This is a genomic window from Streptomyces sp. NPDC057623, assembly GCF_042800355.1.
Lineage (GTDB): Bacteria > Actinomycetota > Actinomycetes > Streptomycetales > Streptomycetaceae > Streptomyces.
In genome coordinates, this window is record NZ_JBHVGZ010000006.1 from 248,120 (window position 1) to 264,922 (window position 16,803).

General features: G+C 67.9%; 12 protein-coding genes and 1 pseudogene. 7 read left to right on the forward strand and 6 right to left on the reverse strand.

Annotated features, from left to right (window positions below; all coding sequences use genetic code 11):
- Window positions 1–157 precede the first annotated feature (157 nt).
- A complete protein-coding gene (locus tag ACFU95_RS09705; RefSeq protein ID WP_383824248.1) occupies window positions 158–322 on the forward strand; it encodes a hypothetical protein in 165 nt (54 codons plus the stop codon).
- A gap of 122 nt (window positions 323–444) precedes the next feature.
- On the opposite strand, the gene dnaE is transcribed toward ACFU95_RS09705, so the two are convergent.
- Window positions 445–3,984 (reverse strand): DNA polymerase III subunit alpha, encoded by a 3,540-nt coding sequence (gene dnaE / locus ACFU95_RS09710; RefSeq protein ID WP_383824250.1) that lies wholly within the window; start codon window positions 3,982–3,984, stop codon window positions 445–447.
- A gap of 201 nt (window positions 3,985–4,185) precedes the next feature.
- On the opposite strand from dnaE, the gene ACFU95_RS09715 reads away from it, so the two are divergent.
- Window positions 4,186–5,511 (forward strand): DUF2252 domain-containing protein, encoded by a 1,326-nt coding sequence (locus ACFU95_RS09715; RefSeq protein WP_383824253.1) that lies wholly within the window; start codon window positions 4,186–4,188, stop codon window positions 5,509–5,511.
- A gap of 37 nt (window positions 5,512–5,548) precedes the next feature.
- Here the strand turns inward: ACFU95_RS09715 and ACFU95_RS09720 are convergent, their stop codons facing one another.
- Entirely contained in the window at window positions 5,549–6,751 is a 1,203-nt protein-coding gene (locus tag ACFU95_RS09720; protein WP_383824256.1) for an RNA-guided endonuclease InsQ/TnpB family protein, read from the reverse strand.
- A 291-nt stretch (window positions 6,752–7,042) separates the two neighbouring features.
- Here ACFU95_RS09720 and ACFU95_RS09725 point away from each other — a divergent pair, with 291 nt between their 5' ends.
- From ACFU95_RS09725 to ACFU95_RS09740, 4 genes and pseudogenes are all read left to right on the forward strand, one after another.
- Complete coding sequence (locus ACFU95_RS09725) at window positions 7,043–7,738, forward strand: hypothetical protein (protein ID WP_383824259.1); 696 nt, start codon at window positions 7,043–7,045, stop codon at window positions 7,736–7,738.
- Between the two features lie 81 nt (window positions 7,739–7,819).
- Window positions 7,820–8,668 carry a thioredoxin domain-containing protein gene (locus ACFU95_RS09730; protein ID WP_383824362.1) on the forward strand — a complete coding sequence of 283 codons (849 nt, stop codon included), beginning with the start codon at window positions 7,820–7,822 and terminating at the stop codon, window positions 8,666–8,668.
- A gap of 1,426 nt (window positions 8,669–10,094) precedes the next feature.
- Window positions 10,095–10,304 (forward strand): annotated as a pseudogene (locus ACFU95_RS09735) (thioredoxin domain-containing protein); the annotation flags it as partial.
- A gap of 91 nt (window positions 10,305–10,395) precedes the next feature.
- A complete protein-coding gene (locus ACFU95_RS09740) occupies window positions 10,396–12,066 on the forward strand; it encodes an alkaline phosphatase D family protein (RefSeq protein WP_383824261.1) in 1,671 nt (556 codons plus the stop codon).
- A 40-nt stretch (window positions 12,067–12,106) separates the two neighbouring features.
- On the opposite strand, the gene ACFU95_RS09745 is transcribed toward ACFU95_RS09740, so the two are convergent.
- Window positions 12,107–12,676 carry a dienelactone hydrolase family protein gene (locus ACFU95_RS09745; RefSeq protein ID WP_383824264.1) on the reverse strand — a complete coding sequence of 190 codons (570 nt, stop codon included), beginning with the start codon at window positions 12,674–12,676 and terminating at the stop codon, window positions 12,107–12,109.
- Between the two features lie 95 nt (window positions 12,677–12,771).
- Between ACFU95_RS09745 and ACFU95_RS09750 the strand changes: the two genes are divergently transcribed.
- Window positions 12,772–13,902, forward strand: a complete 1,131-nt coding sequence (locus ACFU95_RS09750) for a mechanosensitive ion channel family protein (protein ID WP_383824267.1) — start codon at window positions 12,772–12,774, stop codon at window positions 13,900–13,902.
- Window positions 13,903–13,927: 25 nt separating this feature from the next.
- Here ACFU95_RS09750 and ACFU95_RS09755 read toward each other — a convergent pair whose 3' ends face one another.
- From ACFU95_RS09755 to ACFU95_RS09765, 3 genes are all read right to left on the reverse strand, one after another.
- Window positions 13,928–14,668 (reverse strand): SDR family NAD(P)-dependent oxidoreductase, encoded by a 741-nt coding sequence (locus tag ACFU95_RS09755; RefSeq protein WP_383824270.1) that lies wholly within the window; start codon window positions 14,666–14,668, stop codon window positions 13,928–13,930.
- Window positions 14,669–14,706: 38 nt separating this feature from the next.
- Entirely contained in the window at window positions 14,707–16,293 is a 1,587-nt protein-coding gene (locus ACFU95_RS09760) for a Na+/H+ antiporter (protein WP_383824365.1), read from the reverse strand.
- An 87-nt stretch (window positions 16,294–16,380) separates the two neighbouring features.
- On the reverse strand, window positions 16,381–16,797 hold the full coding sequence (locus ACFU95_RS09765; protein WP_383824368.1) for a GNAT family N-acetyltransferase: 417 nt from the start codon (window positions 16,795–16,797) through the stop codon (window positions 16,381–16,383).
- Window positions 16,798–16,803 lie beyond the last annotated feature (6 nt).

A 16,803-nucleotide genomic window follows, 5' to 3' on the forward strand; every position in this document is an offset into this window, starting at 1 on the left:
GGCGTGGCGTTTCGGGGCATCGGATCCACGCGCGCCTCGCCTCACGCCCCGACAACCGCTGTCACACACGGTAATTATCCGAAATGCGTTCTTTGTAAGCCTATGTGAATCTGATCCCGGCCCTGGCCCCTAGACCCCCCACAGGAGGCAGATCACCATGGCCAAGAACAAGAAGCAGGACCGGAAGCAGCCGCAGTCCGAGCGTGGTCAGCAGGAGGCCCAGCAGTCGTCGATGGAGACGCAGGCCGAGCAGCGCATCGCGCAGGTGACCCCGGGCGACATGGCCCGCAAGGGTCGGCAGAAGCGCTTCGGCCACAACTGACATCTGCATAAGGGTTGTTGAGACCCAGGCACAGGTAGAGGGGCGCACCCCGTGCGGGGTGCGCCCCTCTCATGTCCCCTGCGGGGGGGGCGGGCGCTGTGGCGCGCTCGCGTTCGTGCCGCTCAGCCCGCCAGGCAGGACGGTCCGAGCAGCACCTTCAGGTCACCGAACAGCGCCGGGTCGGGCTTCACCCGGTGCCGGTCCAGCCGGAGCACCGTCGTCTTGGTCGGGCCCTGGAGCTTGATGCGGACCTCGCTGTCGCCCTTGTGATGGGTGAGGATCTCGCCGAGCCGGTTGATCATCGGCGGGGTGACCCTGGTGGCCGGGATGGTGAGGATCACGGGGGCGTTGGTGCCCGCGTTGGACAGGTCGGGGACCTGCAGTTCCATCGCGACCAGCCGCGGCACGTCCTCACGCTTGTCGAGGCGGCCCTTGACGAACACCACGGCGTCCTCGACGAGTTGGGTCGACACGAGCTGGTACGTGGCCGGGAAGAACATGCACTCGATGGAACCGGCGAGGTCCTCGACGGTGGCGATCGCCCACGCGTTGCCCTGCTTGGTCATCTTGCGCTGGAGGCCCGAGATGATGCCGCCGATGGTCACCACGGCCCCGTCGGAGTGCTCGCCGCCGGTCAGCTGGGCGATGCCCGCGTCGGCCTTGTCGGACAGCACGTGCTCCAGACCGAAGAGAGGGTGGTCGGAGACGTACAGACCGAGCATCTCCCGCTCCTGGGCGAGCAGATAGGTCTTGTCCCATTCCTCGTCGGTGAAGACGACGTCGAGTCCGAACCCGGGCTCGTTGCTCTCCTCCTCGCCCATGCCGCCGAAGAGGTCGAACTGGCCCTCGGCCTCCTTGCGCTTGACCGCGACCACGTTGTCGATCATCGGCTCGAAGTGCGCGGTGAGGCCCTTGCGGGTGTGCCCCAGCGTGTCGAACGCGCCCGCCTTGATCAGCGACTCGGTGGTGCGCTTGTTGCAGGCGACCGCCTCCACCTTGTCGAGGTAGTCGGGGAAGGAGCCGTACTTGCCCTTGGCCTTACGGCTCCTGATGATCGACTCGACCACGTTCGTACCGACGTTGCGCACGGCCTCCAGGCCGAACAGGATCACGTCGTCGCCCTGGGCGGCGAAGTTGTGCACCGACTCGTTGACGTCCGGCGGGAGCACCTTGATGCCCATGCGGCGGCACTCGTTGAGGTAGACCGCCGACTTGTCCTTGTCGTCCTTGACGGACGTCAGCAGCGCGGCCATGTACTCGGCGGGGTGGTTCGCCTTGAGGTAGGCGGTCCAGTACGAGACCAGGCCGTACGCGGCCGAGTGCGCCTTGTTGAACGCGTAGCCGGCGAAGGGGACCAGCACGTCCCACAGGGCCTGGATGGCCTCGTCGCTGTAGCCCTTGTCGCGGGCGCCCTTCTGGAAGAGGACGAAGTTCTTCGCCAGTTCGTCGGGCTTCTTCTTGCCCATCACGCGGCGCAGGATGTCGGCCTCGCCGAGCGAGTACCCGGCGATGATCTGGGCGGCCTTCTGCACCTGCTCCTGGTAGACGATCAGGCCGTAGGTGACGGCCAGGACCTCCTCGAGGGGCTCCTCAAGCTCCTTGTGGATCGGGGTGATCTCCTGGAGCTTGTTCTTGCGCAGGGCGTAGTTGGTGTGCGAGTCCATGCCCATCGGGCCCGGACGGTACAGCGCGGAGACGGCGGAGATGTCTTCGAAGTTGTCGGGCTTCATCAGCCGCAGCAGCGAACGCATCGGCCCGCCGTCGAACTGGAACACGCCCAGGGTGTCGCCGCGCTGGAGCAGTTCGAAGGTCGTCGGGTCGTCGAGCGGCAGGGAGAGCAGGTCGAGGTCGATGCCCTTGTTGGACTTCACCATCTTGTTGGCGTCGTCCATGATCGTCAGGTTGCGCAGGCCGAGGAAGTCCATCTTCAACAGGCCGAGCGATTCGCACTGCGGGTAGTCCCACTGCGTGATGGTCACGCCGTCCGTGTGCCGCACCCAGATCGGGGCGTGGTCGACGATGGGCTCGCTGGACATGATCACGCCGGCGGCGTGCACGCCCATCTGCCGCACCAGGCCCTCGACGCCCTTCGCGGTGTCGATGACCTTCTTGACGTCCGGCTCGTTCTCGTACATCCCGCGGATCTCGCCCGCCTCGCCGTAGCGCGGGTGCGAGGGGTTGGTGATGCCGTCGAGGTCGATGCCCTTGCCGAGGACGTCGGCGGGCATCGCCTTGGTGAGGCGGTCGCCCATCGCGTACGGGTAGCCCAGCACGCGCGCGGAGTCCTTGATGGCGTTCTTCGCTTTGATCTTGCCGTAGGTGCCGATCATGGCGACCTTGTCGGCGCCGTACTTCTCCGTCACGTACCTGATCACCTCGACGCGCCGGCGCTCGTCGAAGTCGATGTCGACATCGGGCATGGAGACGCGCTCGGGGTTGAGGAACCGCTCGAAGATCAGGCCGTGCGGGATCGGGTCGAGGTCGGTGATGCCCATGGCGTAGGCGACGATCGAGCCGGCCGCGGAGCCTCGGCCGGGGCCGACCGCGATGCCGTTGTTCTTGGCCCACATGATGAAGTCGGCGACGACGAGGAAGTAGCCCGGGAACCCCATCTGGATGATGACGTCCATCTCGTACTCGGCCTGCTTCTGCCGGTCCTCGGGGACACCGCCCGGGAAACGGCGCTCCATGCCGACCCGGACCTCCTCCTTGAACCAGGTGACCTCGGTGTAGCCGTCGGGGATGTCGAACTTCGGCATGAGGTTCTTCGCCTCGAACATGCCGTCGGTGTCGACCATCTCGGCCACGAGGAGCGTGTTGGCGCAGCCCTCCTGCCAGGCGTCCGAGGAGTCGATGGCGTACATCTCGTCCGTGGACTTCAGGTAGTAGCCGGTGCCGTCGAACTTGAAGCGGTCCGGGTCGGAGAGGTTCTTGCCGGTCTGGATGCACAGCAGGGCGTCGTGGGCGGTCGCCTCGTGCGCGTACGTGTAGTGCGAGTCGTTGGTGACCAGCGGGGGGATGCCGAGCTTCTTGCCGATCTCCAGGAGGCCGTCGCGGACCCGGTGCTCGATCTCGATGCCGTGGTCCATCAGCTCCAGGAAGTAGCGGTCCTTGCCGAAGATGTCCTGGTAGTCGGCCGCCGCCTTGAGGGCCTCGTCGTACTGGCCGAGGCGCAGCCGGGTCTGGAGCTCGCCGGAGGGGCAGCCGGTGGAGGCGACGATCCCCTCGGACCACTGGGAGATCGTCTCCTTGTCCATCCGGGGCCACTTCTGGAGCCAGCCCTCGGCGTACGCGTCCGAGGAGAGCTTGAAGAGGTTGTGCAGGCCGGTCGAGTTCACGGCCCACATCGTCTTGTGGGTGTAACCGCCGGAACCGGACACATCGTCGCGCTTCTGGTGCGGCTGGCCCCACTGGATCTTGCGCTTGTTGCGCCGGGACTCGGGGGCGACATACGCCTCGATCCCGATGATCGGGGTGACCCCGGCCTTCTTCGCGGTGTGGAAGAAGTCGTACGCCCCGTGGAGGTTGCCGTGGTCGGACATGGCGATGTGCGTCATGCCCATCTCGTTGCACGCGTCGAACATGTCCTTCAGCCGCGCGGCACCGTCCAGCAGCGAGTACTGGGTGTGGACGTGCAGGTGCGTGAACGGCGGCTTTGACACGGCTTGGCCTCCATGGAAAACACTCGGTGACAGGCGGACGGACACTTCTGGGGACAGCGTCGAAGTCTATGCCTCGGGACTGACACTCACGGGGCTGCCCCGCGTACCTTCACAGCGAGGACCGCGGGCACTTTCCCGTCGGCCCGCACGTTGGATACGACAGAAACGCTGTCGTACACATGCACCAGGAGGCACCCAGCGATGTCGGTCCCCCAGCTCAGCGACGAGCAGCGCGGCGACGAGATCCTCGCCGTCTTCGACACCGCCTTCGGCGAGCTCCTGGCCGCCGACCCGGCCGCGTTCCGCGTGAAGTTCCGGAAGATGGCGGCCTCGGCCTTCGCGTTCTACCGCGGCACGGCGTGCCTCTTCTACCACGACCTGGACCCCGAGAAGCGGGGCGGCCGCTACCTCGACGAGCGCACCTCGCGCGTGTGGATCCACGGCGATCTGCACGCGGAGAACTTCGGCACGTACATGGACGCCAACGGCCGACTGATCTTCAACGTCAACGACTTCGACGAGGCGTACGTCGGCCCCTTCACCTGGGACCTCAAGCGCTTCTCCGCCTCCGTCGCCCTCATCGGGTACGCCAAGGCGCTCGGCGACGAGCAGATCACCGAGCTGGTGCGGATCTACGCGGGCGCGTACCGCGAGCGCGTGCACGCCCTGGCGACCGGCGCCAAGAGCGACGAGGTGCCGCCCTTCACCCTGGACAGCGCGCAGGGCCCGCTGCTGGACGCGCTGCGCGACGCCCGCGCGCTGACCCGCTTCGGGCTGCTGGAGTCGATGACCGAGATCCGCGACTTCGAGCGCCGCTTCGCCGGGGGCGGCGGCGCCATCGAGCTGGACGCGGCCACCCGCTACAAGGTGCTCGCGGCCTTCGACGGCTATCTGGAGACGCTGCCGGACGCCTCGCTGGCCCGCCCGGACTCGTACCGGGTGAAGGACGTGGTCGGCCGCCGCGGCATCGGCATCGGGTCGGCCGGGCTGCCGTCGTACAACATCCTGCTGGAGGGCCACAGCGACGCCCTGGAGAACGACGTCGTGATCTACATCAAGCAGGCCCAGACCCCGGCCGTCTCCCGCCACATCACGGACCCCGCGATCCGCGAGTACTTCCAGCACGAGGGCCACCGCACGGTGATCTCCCAGCGCGCCCTCCAGCAGCACGCCGACCCCTGGCTGGGCTGGACCGAGCTGGACGGCGCGGGCCAGCTGGTCGCCGAGGTCTCGCCGTACGCGGTGGACCTGGACTGGGGCGACATCGACGACCCGGAGGAGATCGCGGCGGTCGTCGCCGACCTCGGCCGGGCCACGGCCACGATGCACGCGGCGGCGGACGACACCTCCGGCGAGTCCCTGGTGCCGTTCTCCACCGAGCGGGCCATCGACGCGGCGATCGCGGCCGACGAGGAGGGCTTCGCGGAGCTCCTGGTCGACTTCGCGCACGGCTACGGCGCACGCGCGCGTGCCGACCACCAGATCTTCGTGGACCTGTTCCGCAACGGCCGGATTCCGGGTCTTTGACTGCTCCCTTCCCTTTCCTGAAGGGGGGATTCCTGGCTCAGGCGGCCTCCTGGAGCAGCGCTCCAGGAGGTCTTACGCCGTCAGCACCAACCGGGTCCAGCCCAGCCCGGACGAGCATCACGCGCGCGGAGTTCTTGTCCCGAGAAGATGTTGCTCCGCACGCGGTGCAAGCGTAGGTACGTTCCGACAACGGAAGCGCGTGCTTGGTTCTCGCTCCGCACCGCCCGCAGTCCATGGTGGTGTGCGCAGGATGGACGAGGTACACGTCCCGCCCATGCTTGTGGCCCATCTCGATCAGGGCCTTCTTTGTCGCGCCGATCGCAGCGTCCGCCACCTTGCGGGCCATCGGTGTCTTCGCGAGAAACTTCGGGCGGAAGTCTTCCACCGCGATCGCGTCATGATCCCGCACAACTTTCTTGGCCCACTTGCGGGCCGCGTCCTGCCGCCGCCGGGCGGCCTTCTGATAGGTCTTCGCTCGCCACTTCCTTGCCTCGCGGTAGCCCTTCGAAGCAGCCTGCCCTTTCTTCGGCTTGCGGCGTGCCATCATCCGGTCGTATCGCGACAGCTTCGCCTTCGCCTTCTTGCCGTGTTCAGCATGGGGGAGGTCGTAGGCGTCGGAGGTAGTGGTCGCGGTCTCCTTCACGCCCCAGTCAATACCGATCACCCGGCCAGTCCCGGGGAGTTGCTCGATCTGGGCAGGCACAACGAACGAGGCGTACCAGTCGCCGACACTGTCCTGGTACACCCGCACAGACGACGGCTCGGCGGGTAGGGCACGGGACCACACGACGGTCAGCACGATCCGGCCCGCCAGGTGCAGGCGCCCGCCCTTCAGCCGAAAGCCGCGCCGCGTGTAGTTCATGCTCGGATCCGTCTCGCGCTTCTTCTTATGGCGCGGCATTCCTGCCCGTTGCCCGACCGGCAGGCGGTTCTTGATGTCCTTCAGTGCCTTGGCCCGAGACTTTGCGAAGTCGCGGATGAGCTGCTGCTGCGGAACCGACGCGCCCGCCGCCAGCCACGGGGTGATTGCGCGCGCAGCGGTCAGCATCCGATCCAACCCGGCCGGTCCACACTCTTCCCTTTGCGTGTGGGCCTTCTTGGAGCGTGCGACGCACTCATTCCACACCCACCGACACCGGTCCCACTCCGTGAGGAGCTTCGCCCGGGCTGTGGACGACACACGCAACCGGTAAGTGAACCTGACCTGCCCGGCCCCGTCTGCCTTCTGCAGCGCCACCATGTCGTCACCCCGCCCTCGCGATCGTCCCTGCTCCCACCCGGCCCTACCCGGATTCCACGACAAGACCGTAAGTACGAGACTCGTTCGTATGCACCCAATCGCGTTAGCGTCATCCCAACGAGCGAATACGCAAACACGCCTTCGATCCTTGATCCCCTCCGGGCAGGCCGCACGGAACAAGTTCATCCCTCGCGGCACACAGCACCCCTTCGAGAACCCCTGGCGCGGAGGCGGCCCGCAGTGCTCCTTTAGGAGTGCCTTACAGCTGCGCATGCCAGACTGTCTTTCACTATGGACATATCCGGGACCCATCTCAGAGCCGTACGCGCGGCGCTGTTCACGGCACTCGTCGTGTCGCTCAGCACCGCGTCGCACGTGCTGCTGTCCCGGGCTCCACTGCCGTTGAACACGGTGGCCTCGCTCAGCGCGACCGTCTGCGTCCTCGCGTATGCCTTGTGCGGCCGCGAGCGGAGCTTCGGACGTATTGCCGCACTCCTCATCCCCTTGGAACTGACCGCCGACACGATCCTCACAACCGGCCAGCACGTCTGTTACGGCACTGCGGGCGGACCAATCACCGGGCCACTGCGGTCCGTCGGCTTCGACGTGCTGTGCGGCGAGAACACCGCCGTGGGCATTCCCCTGGCCGGGGTGATGGGTACCGACCCGCACCACTTGGCCACCTTCCTGCCTCACGCCGACCCGAGAACGCCCTGGCTCCTGCTCGGCGCGCACATCGGCGTCGGCCTCCTCGCCGCCGCCTGGCTACGCCGCGGCGAGCGGGCACTGGCCCAGCTGGCACGCGCAGTGGCGGCGACCACCTTCCGCCCACTGCTACTGGCGGTCGAGGTGGTGACGGTGTGCCGGACTATGTCGGAACGCCGCCTTCCACGCCACACCCGCGCTACGGCCACCGCCCGCGACCGCATGCTTGTGCACTCCTTGGGGCGGCGTGGACCGCCGTGCTCGGTCTCCACGTACTCGTGAACCTGACCAACTGAGCACTCGCAGTACCCCCATACACACCCCGCACACGACGTGCGCTCGCCCCCCATGGAGATCACCAACATGAGCAAGCGGAACAGTCAGACATCGAAGTCGGCGGCCCGTGAACGCCTGCGCGCTGAGCGCGAGCGCGAGGCGAAGCGGGCGAAGGTCAGGCGGCAGATCATCGTTGCCTGTTCGGTCATCGGTGTCCTGGCAGCGGCTGGCGGCATAGGCTACGCCGTCGTTCAGGCCAATAAGCCCAGCCAGTGGGAGGCCGTGCTGGACAAGCAGGTCGTCGCGCCGGCCAACACCACGGGGAAGAACGGCACCACCGTGGTCGTCGGTAAGAGCAGTGCGAAGAAGACCCTGAAGCTTTACGAGGACCCACGCTGCCCCGTCTGTGCCGCGTTCGAACAGACCGTCGGCTCGACGGTCAAGAAGGACTACGCCGAGGGCAAGTACAAGATCCAGTTCATCGGCGGAACCTTCCTGGACGGCGATAACGACAAGGACGGCAAGCTGGAGATCGGTTCCCGGGGTGAGGGCTCCAAGAACGCGATGAGCGCCCTCGGTGCAGCGCTGAACGTCAGCCCTGACGCCTTCCTGGAGTACAAGGAGGCGCTCTACTCGGCCAAACACCACCCCGCCGAGTCCGACGACAAGTTCAAGAGCGACGACTACCTGATCGAGGTGGCGAACTCGGTCGACGCCCTTAAGAACAACAAGAAGTTCCAGAACGCCGTCAACAGCGGCACGTACGACGCGTGGGCACTGGCCATGTCACAGACGTTCAACACGAACAAGGATGAAGTTAAAGGCACGCCGAGCCTCGTAATGGACGGAAAAAAGCTCACAGGATCGGACGGCCAGAACGCCCCCATGACAGTCAGCGAATTCGACACCGCCATTCAGAAGGCTCTGGCTTCATAATCCCCGAATCTACCCTGAAGTAACGCCGAGTGTGTTCCGGAACAGCTTCAGATCCGGAACACACTGGCGCAGCACAGTCCCACATTGATTAGTCAGGACCGAACCCTGAGGGTCATTGCAGCGCAGTTGCGGCTAACTGGAACACACACGGCAGCAGCGGGTGACCATCACCGAGGCCCGGTGGCGTCCACCCTGATTTTCCATCCAGTGATGCACGGGCAATCCCCTCCACCAGGCCCCGCCGCTCAGGCCGACTAACTCTGAAAGCACACTCTAGAGAGCGCAACTCATCCATCCCACCCTTTCGCCAGGCACGCGCAGATAACTTCAACCCGGCAGCGAACATTTCGGCAGCCTTGAAAAGACACTCACCCCCATTGAACCCGCTGCCTCTTGGTCAGGCCGCCCTCATCGGGATACCTCATGCCAGCCGACTACGCCCAGGCACGAGTTCCGCATCACACCGAAGCGAAAGGGTCCGGTTGACTATCCGTCTGGCGTCGAAGTGTCCAGCCCCGACCTCCGCTCCCTGTTCGTATGGCTGCGCGAACGCCGCCATACCCTCGGCTGCCGGGGCCAGCCTGAGTACTGGCCAGCACACCCTTCCCACCCGCTCCCACCTGCGCTGCGGACTCACCTAGTACAACTAACGGCCAGTTCCGAGTCGGTACGACGACCGCCCATCGGTACGCCATCGGCGCTGACCGACCTCGCACCGATACTCCGCGCAAACTACGTTGCCCCTGGACCTCTATCAGCAGCCTCACGGTAAGCGGGGCTGACCCCCGCTTACCAGCTCCACCCGAGGCTGAAAAGGGATCAATATCAGCCATTTGGCCACCGTGACTGCACTCGACACTCAACTTGTTGCGCCCAATTCGCTCTCTACGTGAGATCCATCATGCTCATTGAGCACGGGGTGTCGCACACCCAGACCAGAGACCACGAAATAGGGGGCTGAACCCAATGAAGAATTGGGGCAAGAACGTAAAGCGCGCACTGACGGGGGCGGGCGCCACCGCTGCAGCTTTGACGCTTAGTGCTGCGCCTGCCTTCGCAGGAACAAACCTTCACTTGAAGGGCTACAGCGAAAGCTGCGGTGCGCTCGGCTGCATAACTATCGAACACGCTGACGGGTACTTTTACCACGACGGCGACAGCTGGAAGGTCTGCGACAGCTATCCGGACGGCGACCGAGCCGTATTGAAGATCGTCTGGTCCGATTCCTCGGGGAGTTGGACCAAAACAATCGCAGACACAAACGGTTCCGGGAACTCCTGCGCAACGGGGAGCCAGAACATCGTCGAAGGCACGACAGTCCACGTCAGCGTGTGGCACCAGGACGGTGCAAGTGGGACTGCGCAGCACAGGAGGAATGGGGATGCCACGGCATAGCCGCCACGGCATCGAACCGCTCGTTTACCTGAACAACACCAAGTTCCAGAACGCGGTGAAGAAGGGCACCTACGACGCCTGGGCGCTGGCCATGTCGAAGACCTTCGACACCAACAAGGACGACGTGTCGGGCACCCCGAGCTTCGTCATGGACGGCAAGAAGCTCGAGACCTCCAACCCCAACACGGGCTGGACGGCGGCCGAGTTCACCAAGGCGGTGGACGCGGCCCTCAAGGGCTGACGCCGGCCGAAGGCGGCCTTCGCACGAAGAGCGGGCGAACTTTCACCGGTTCGCCCGCTCTCGTTCATACCGATCAGTAACCTGATCGCTCGTGACCAATCGACACAGATCATCCGAGCGACTCAACTCCCCTGCCCCGCGTCGCCGTACGGTCGTCAAGGCCGCGGCGGCGACGGCCGGCGCCGCCGTAGTCGCAGCTCCGCTCGCCGCCGCGCTGCCCGCCCGCGCCGCCGAAGCGGCCCCCGCCTTCCTGCACGGCGTCGCCTCCGGCGACCCGCTGCCCGACGGCGTCCTGCTGTGGACGCGGGTGACGCCGATACCCGAGGCGGCGCCCGGCTCCGGGCTCGGTCCGGACACCGAGGTCAGCTGGATCGTCGCCCGCGACAAAGCGCTGACGAACATCGTCGCCAAGGGCTCGACCACCGCGCGCGCCGCCTCCGACCACACCGTCAAGGCGGACATACGCGGCCTGGAGCCGGCCACCGACTACTGGTTCCGCTTCTCGGCCGGCGGCACGGACTCCCCGGCGGCGCGTACCCGCACCGCGCCGGCGGCGACCGCGGCCGTCGCGGGCCTCCGCTTCGGCGTCGTCTCCTGTGCCAACTGGGAGGGCGGCTACTTCTCGTCGTACCGCCATCTCGCGGCCCGTGGCGACCTGGACGCCTGGCTCCACCTGGGCGACTACATCTACGAGTACGGCACCGGCGAGTACGGCACGCGCGGCACGGTCGTACGGCAGACCCTGCCCACCCACGAGATCCTCACGCTCGCCGACTACCGCGTCCGGCACGGCTGGTACAAGACGGATCCGGACCTTCAGGCCCTGCACACCAAGGCGCCCGTCATCGCCATCTGGGACGACCACGAGATCGCCAACGACGCCTGGTCGGGGGGTGCCGAGAACCACACCGAGGGCGCCGAGGGCAGCTGGGCCGCGCGCCGGGCCGCCGCCAAGCAGGCCTACTTCGAGTGGATGCCGGTGCGCCCGGCCATCGCCGGCACCACCTACCGCCGTCTGCGCTTCGGCAAGCTCGCCGACCTCTCCCTCCTCGACCTGCGCTCCTTCCGCTCGCAGCAGGTCTCGGTCGGCAACGGCGAGGTCGACGACCCGGACCGTACGCTCACCGGGCGCGCCCAACTGGACTGGCTGAAGGCGGGGCTGAAGTCCTCCGACACCACCTGGCGGCTGGTCGGCAACTCGGTGATGATCTCGCCGTTCGCGATCGGCTCCCTCACCGCGGACCTGCTGAAGCCCCTCGCCAAGCTGATGGGCCTGCCGCAGGAGGGCCTCGCCCTCAACCCCGACCAGTGGGACGGCTACACGGACGACCGCCGCGAACTCCTCGCCCACCTGCGCTCGAACGCGATCCGCAACACGGTGTTCCTGACCGGCGACATCCACATGGCGTGGGCCAACGACGTCCCGGTGGACGCCGGTACGTACCCGCTGTCCGCCTCCGCCGCCACCGAGTTCGTCGTCACGTCCGTCACCTCCGACAACCTCGACGACATCGTGAAGGTCCCCGAGGGCACGGTCTCCGCGATCGCCTCGCCGATCATCAGGGCCGCCAACCGGCACGTCCACTGGGTCGACACCGACCGCCACGGCTACGGCGTCCTGGACATCACGGCCGAACGCGCGCAGATGGACTACTACGTCCTGTCCGACAAGACGAAGCAGGACGCGACCGCCGCCTGGACGCGGTCGTACCGCACGCGCAGCGGGACGCAGAAGGTCGAGCGGACGTACGACCCTGTGTGACGGCGCCTGAAAGCTGTACGGAGGCGTCCCGGAGGACGTCCTAGAGGGTCTCGATGAAGCCGAGCGCCACCCGCCAGGTGGCCTCGGCGGCCTCCTCGTCGTAGTCCGGCAGCTCCGGGTCGGTGTAGAGGTGTCCGGCCCCGGCGTATCTGTACACCTCTACGTCCGCACCCGCTCTGCCCATCTGGAGATACCAGGCGCTCAGCCAGTCGTCCGTCTCGAACGGGTCCGGCTCGGCGACATGCAACTGCACCGGCAGATCGTCCACCGAGGCGTTCGCCGCGATGTCCGACGTGCCGTGCAGGAGCAGCAGCCCGCGCGCCTTCTCGTCGCCGAGCGCGAGGGTCTGGGCGACGGAGGCGCCGAACGAGAACCCGGCGTACACCAGGCCGCGCTCCGAGTAGGGCGCGGCGGCGAGCACGGCGCGCTTCAGCAGCTCGTCCTTGCCGATCCCGTCGTTGAACTCCATGCCCTCCTCGACCGTCTCGAACGTACGCCCCTCGAAGAGGTCCGGCGTCCACACCTCGTGTCCGGCGGCGCGCAGCCGGTCCGCGGCCTGGCGCACCGCAGGCCTGAGGCCGTAGGTCGAGTGAAAGAGGATGATGTTCATGAGGCCATGGTGCCAGCCGGGTACGACAACGCCGTGACCACCGCCTCACCGGCCCGCATGTTCACAACCGCCCTCAGGTGGTTACCTTCGACGGCATGGAGAACATACTCCGCCCGCTGATCGTGATCGGCGGCTCGGTCCTGCTCACCCTGATCATCGGGTGGGCGACCGACCGTCTGATGCGCAAGGCCGACGAACGGCACAGTGAGACTCCGCTGTGGGGTCAGCTGCGCCGCGCCCGCGTCCCCTACCAGCTGGTCCTGTGCGCCGCCCTGCTCAGAGGGGCCTACGACGAGTCGAAGCTGCTGGAGGAGCACAGGGTCGCCGTCGGCCGGGTGCTGACGCTGGTGCTCATCGGGGCGGCGGCCTGGCTGGCGATCCGTATCGCGGCGGCGGTCGTGGAGACCACGTACAGCCGCTACGCGCGCGTCCACCGCGATCCGGCCCGGGTCCGGCGGGTGCGCACCCAGGTGACGTTGATCATGCGCGTGGTGTCGGCGGTGGTCGGCGTGGTGGCCGTGGCGGCCATGCTGCTGACGTTCCCGGCGATGCGCGCGGCCGGCGCCTCGCTGCTGGCCTCGGCCGGCATCCTCGGCATCGTCGCCGGTGTCGCCGCCCAGTCCACGCTGAGCAACATGTTCGCCGGGTTCCAGATCGCCTTCGGGGACATGGTGCGGCTGGGCGACACCGTGGTGGTGGACGGTGAGTGGGGCACCGTCGAGGAGATCACCCTGACGTTCCTGACGGTGCGGACCTGGGACGAGCGTCGGATCACGATGCCGGTGTCGTACTTCACCGGGAAGGCCTTCGAGAACTGGTCGCGCGGCGGCGCCCAGATGACCGGCACCGTCTTCCTGCACGTCGACCACTCGGCGCCGATGGAGAAGATGCGCGAGAAGCTGCGCGACATCCTGCGCGCCTGCCCGGCGTGGGACGGCCGCGACTACGGCCTCGTCGTCACGGACTCGACGCCGAGCACCATGGAAGTGCGGGCGCTGGTGACGGCGAAGGACGCGGACGACCTGTGGACGGTGCGCGTCGCGGTGCGCGAGCAGCTGATCCGCTGGCTGGCCGACGAGCACCCGTACGCGCTGCCGCGCGTCAACGCGACGGACGCGGCCCTGCCGCCCGGCTTCCCGGTGCCCGGCGCGGTCCCCGGCCGTATCCCGGCCCGCCGCGCCCACCAGCACGACCACCAGCCGACGGCGCGCCCGGACCGTCCCTGACCGGCACCGACCGCTCGGGGCCCTCTCAGTGACCGCGCTCGGCCCCGCCGTTGACCTGGATGATCTGTGAGGTGATGTGCCCGGCGGCGTGGGAGGCCAGCCAGTGCAGGGTCGCGGCCACGTCCCCGGGCGTGGCCGCCCGCCCGGTCGAGGTCTCGGCCACGAGCCGCTCACGCCGCTCGGCGTCCATCGCGTCGCCGAAGAAGTCGGTGTCCTCGACATATCCGGGTGCGACCACGTTCACGGTGATCCCGCGCGGCCCCAACTGCCGGGCCAGGTCGTGGGCGTACGGATGCAGCGCGGCCTTCGACGCCGCGTACGCCACGCTGCCGGATCCCCGGAAGGCGGCGATGGAGCCGATGAACAGCACCCGGCCACCGGGGTCGGCGAGCCGGTCCTTCAGGGCCTCGGTGAGCAGGGCCGCGGTCAGGGTGTTGAGGCCGAAGTTGAGCGTCCAGCTGTGCAGCACGACGTCGAGGGGCTCGTCGCTGTCCACCTCGGGCTCCAGATGGCCGGCGCCCCCGGCACTGTGGATCAGCACGTCCACGGTGCCGAGCTCCGACGCCACGAACCGCTCCACGCCCCGTACGGCGCGCGTCCTGCTCAGGTCCGCCGCGTAGGTGAGGGCGCCGGGCACGCCGGCCCGCTCCAGCACCTCGGCGCGCCGCCCGAGCAGCAGCACCTGATCCCCGTCCGCCGCGAACAGCTGCGCCGTCGCGAGCCCGATTCCCGTACCGCCACCACTGATCACCACGTTGCGAGCCATGGTCAGAGCGTACGAAGTCAGGGTCGCCGAAGGCGGGATCACCGCAGGCTGCGCACGTCCAAATGCCGCAGCACCCGGTCGACCACCTCCGGATCGGCCCCCGGCTCACTGCGCGCGGCCAGCACCTCGTGCCGCGCCGCGCTCAGCAGCTCGTTCTGGATCCGCCGCACCCGCTTCAGCCGGCGCACCCGATGCTGATGCGCCTCCCTGCGCTCCTCCTCGCCCATGTCCGGGCTGATCCGCACCCCGATCTCGAACGCCCGCCGCAGCATCTGCTCGGACAGCTCCTCGGGCAGGTCCTCGACCTCCTCGATCTCCTTCAGCCGCCGCTTCGCCGCCCGCGCCGCGCGCACCGCCAGCTGCTTCTCGAACTCCTTCTCCCGCTCGCTGTCGGCCCGCACCCCGAGCCGCTTCACCAGCCAGGGCAGGGTCAGCCCCTGAAGCACCAGCGTCGCCATGATCACGCCGAACGCGATGAAGATGATCTCGTCCCGGTCGGGGAACGGAGCGCCCGAGTCCGTCTCCAGCGGAACGGCCAGCGCCAGCGCCACCGAGGCGACCCCTCGCATCCCCGACCACCACATCACCACGGTCTCGCGCCAGCTCGTCGGGATCTCCTCGTCGACGTCCCGCTTGGCGTGCATCCGCTTGGTGAGCCAGGTCGCCGGCAGCAGATACAGCAGCCGCACCAGTACGACGACGCAGACCACCGCCGCCGCCCAGCCGAGCATCTCGTCCCACCGCCCGGACGCCGTCCGCACCGCGTTGTGCAGTTCGAGCCCGATCAGCCCGAACGCGACGCCGGTGACCAGCGTGTCGACGATGTCCCAGAAGGTGTGCCCGGCGAGCCGTGTCATCACGTCGTCGGCGTCGGTGGCGTACTCGGCCAGGAACAGGGCGGTGATGAGCACGGCGAGCACGCCGGAGCCGTGGAGTTCCTCGGCCATCACGTACGAGGCGTACGGCACGAGCAGCGAGAGCCCGATCTGCAGGGTCGGGTCCCCCAGCAGATCCATCAGCTTGTTGGCGCCCCACCCCAGCGCGAGCCCGACGGCGAGCGCGACCACGGCGGAGAGCACCAGATCGAGTCCGGCCTGCCACGGGGAGAACGTGCCGCTCACCGCGGCCGCGATCGCCACGTGGTACAGCACGATGGCCGTCACGTCGTTGAAGAGCCCCTCGCCCTCCAGGATGGACACCAGCCGCCGCGGCAGCCCGAGTTGGCCTGCGACGGCGGTCGCCGCGACCGGATCGGGCGGTGCGACGAGCGCGCCCAGCGCCACGGCGGCGGCCAGCGGCAGCCCCGGCACGATCGCGTGGGCGACCGCGGCCACACACAGCGTCGTGACGAACACCAGCGCCACGGCCAGCAGGAGGATGGGCCGAACGTTCGCCGCGAACTGCCGCCACGAGGTCCGTCGTACGGCGGCATAGAGCAGGGGCGGCAGGAGCAGGGGCAGGATCAGATCCGGCGGAACCTCGACGTTCGGCACGAACTCGAGCAGCGCGAGCACGATCCCGAGCAGCGTCATCAGCACCGGCGCGGGCAGCCCGAGCCGGTCCCCCACCGGGACACTCACCACGGCCCCGAGCAACAGCACGAACAACAGGGCCAACTGATCCACGGTCAGCGCTCCGGGAGGGTCGACGTCCACACAACAGACCTCAAGCCTGCCACGTCGGACTTTTCACCAGCGCCTACGGGTCCTCGGCTACAGAGCGCGCCGCATCGCCCGGTGCGGTATCCCCGCGTCCGGGAACTCCGGCCCGTACGCCACGTACCCCAGCCGCTCGTAGAACCCCAGCGCATGCGTCTGCGCGTGCAGATCCACCGCCGCGAGCCCACGCGCGCGGGCCGCCTCCTCGATGGCCCGCACCAGGGCCACCCCGACGCCGAGGCCACGCGCCTCCCGCGTCACGGCGAGCCGCCCCAGCGAGCCCACCGAGAGATCACCGTCGACCTTGGCCGCGGCCGCCTCGCCGTACAGCAGCCGCCCGGTGCCGAGCGGCACCCCGTCCTCCCGGACCGCCAGCACATGCACGGCGACGGTGTCGTACGCGTCGTACTCCAGGTCCTCGGGAACGCCCTGCTCCCCGACGAAGACCTCCTTGCGGACCGCGAAGCACATCTCGCG

Bases quoted from the DNA above. Each gene is read 5' to 3' on its own strand.
- ACFU95_RS09730 (WP_383824362.1), top strand. From the start codon at position 7,820: ATGAGCAAGCGGAACAGTCAGACATCGAAGTCGGCGGCCCGTGAACGC.
- ACFU95_RS09750 (WP_383824267.1), top strand. From the start codon at position 12,772: ATGGAGAACATACTCCGCCCGCTGATCGTGATCGGCGGCTCGGTCCTG.
- ACFU95_RS09725 (WP_383824259.1), top strand. From the start codon at position 7,043: ATGGACATATCCGGGACCCATCTCAGAGCCGTACGCGCGGCGCTGTTC.
- ACFU95_RS09705 (WP_383824248.1), top strand. From the start codon at position 158: ATGGCCAAGAACAAGAAGCAGGACCGGAAGCAGCCGCAGTCCGAGCGT.
- ACFU95_RS09715 (WP_383824253.1), top strand. From the start codon at position 4,186: ATGTCGGTCCCCCAGCTCAGCGACGAGCAGCGCGGCGACGAGATCCTC.
- ACFU95_RS09720 (WP_383824256.1), bottom strand. From the start codon at position 6,751: ATGGTGGCGCTGCAGAAGGCAGACGGGGCCGGGCAGGTCAGGTTCACT.
- ACFU95_RS09765 (WP_383824368.1), bottom strand. From the start codon at position 16,797: ATGTGCTTCGCGGTCCGCAAGGAGGTCTTCGTCGGGGAGCAGGGCGTT.
- ACFU95_RS09755 (WP_383824270.1), bottom strand. From the start codon at position 14,668: ATGGCTCGCAACGTGGTGATCAGTGGTGGCGGTACGGGAATCGGGCTC.
- ACFU95_RS09745 (WP_383824264.1), bottom strand. From the start codon at position 12,676: ATGAACATCATCCTCTTTCACTCGACCTACGGCCTCAGGCCTGCGGTG.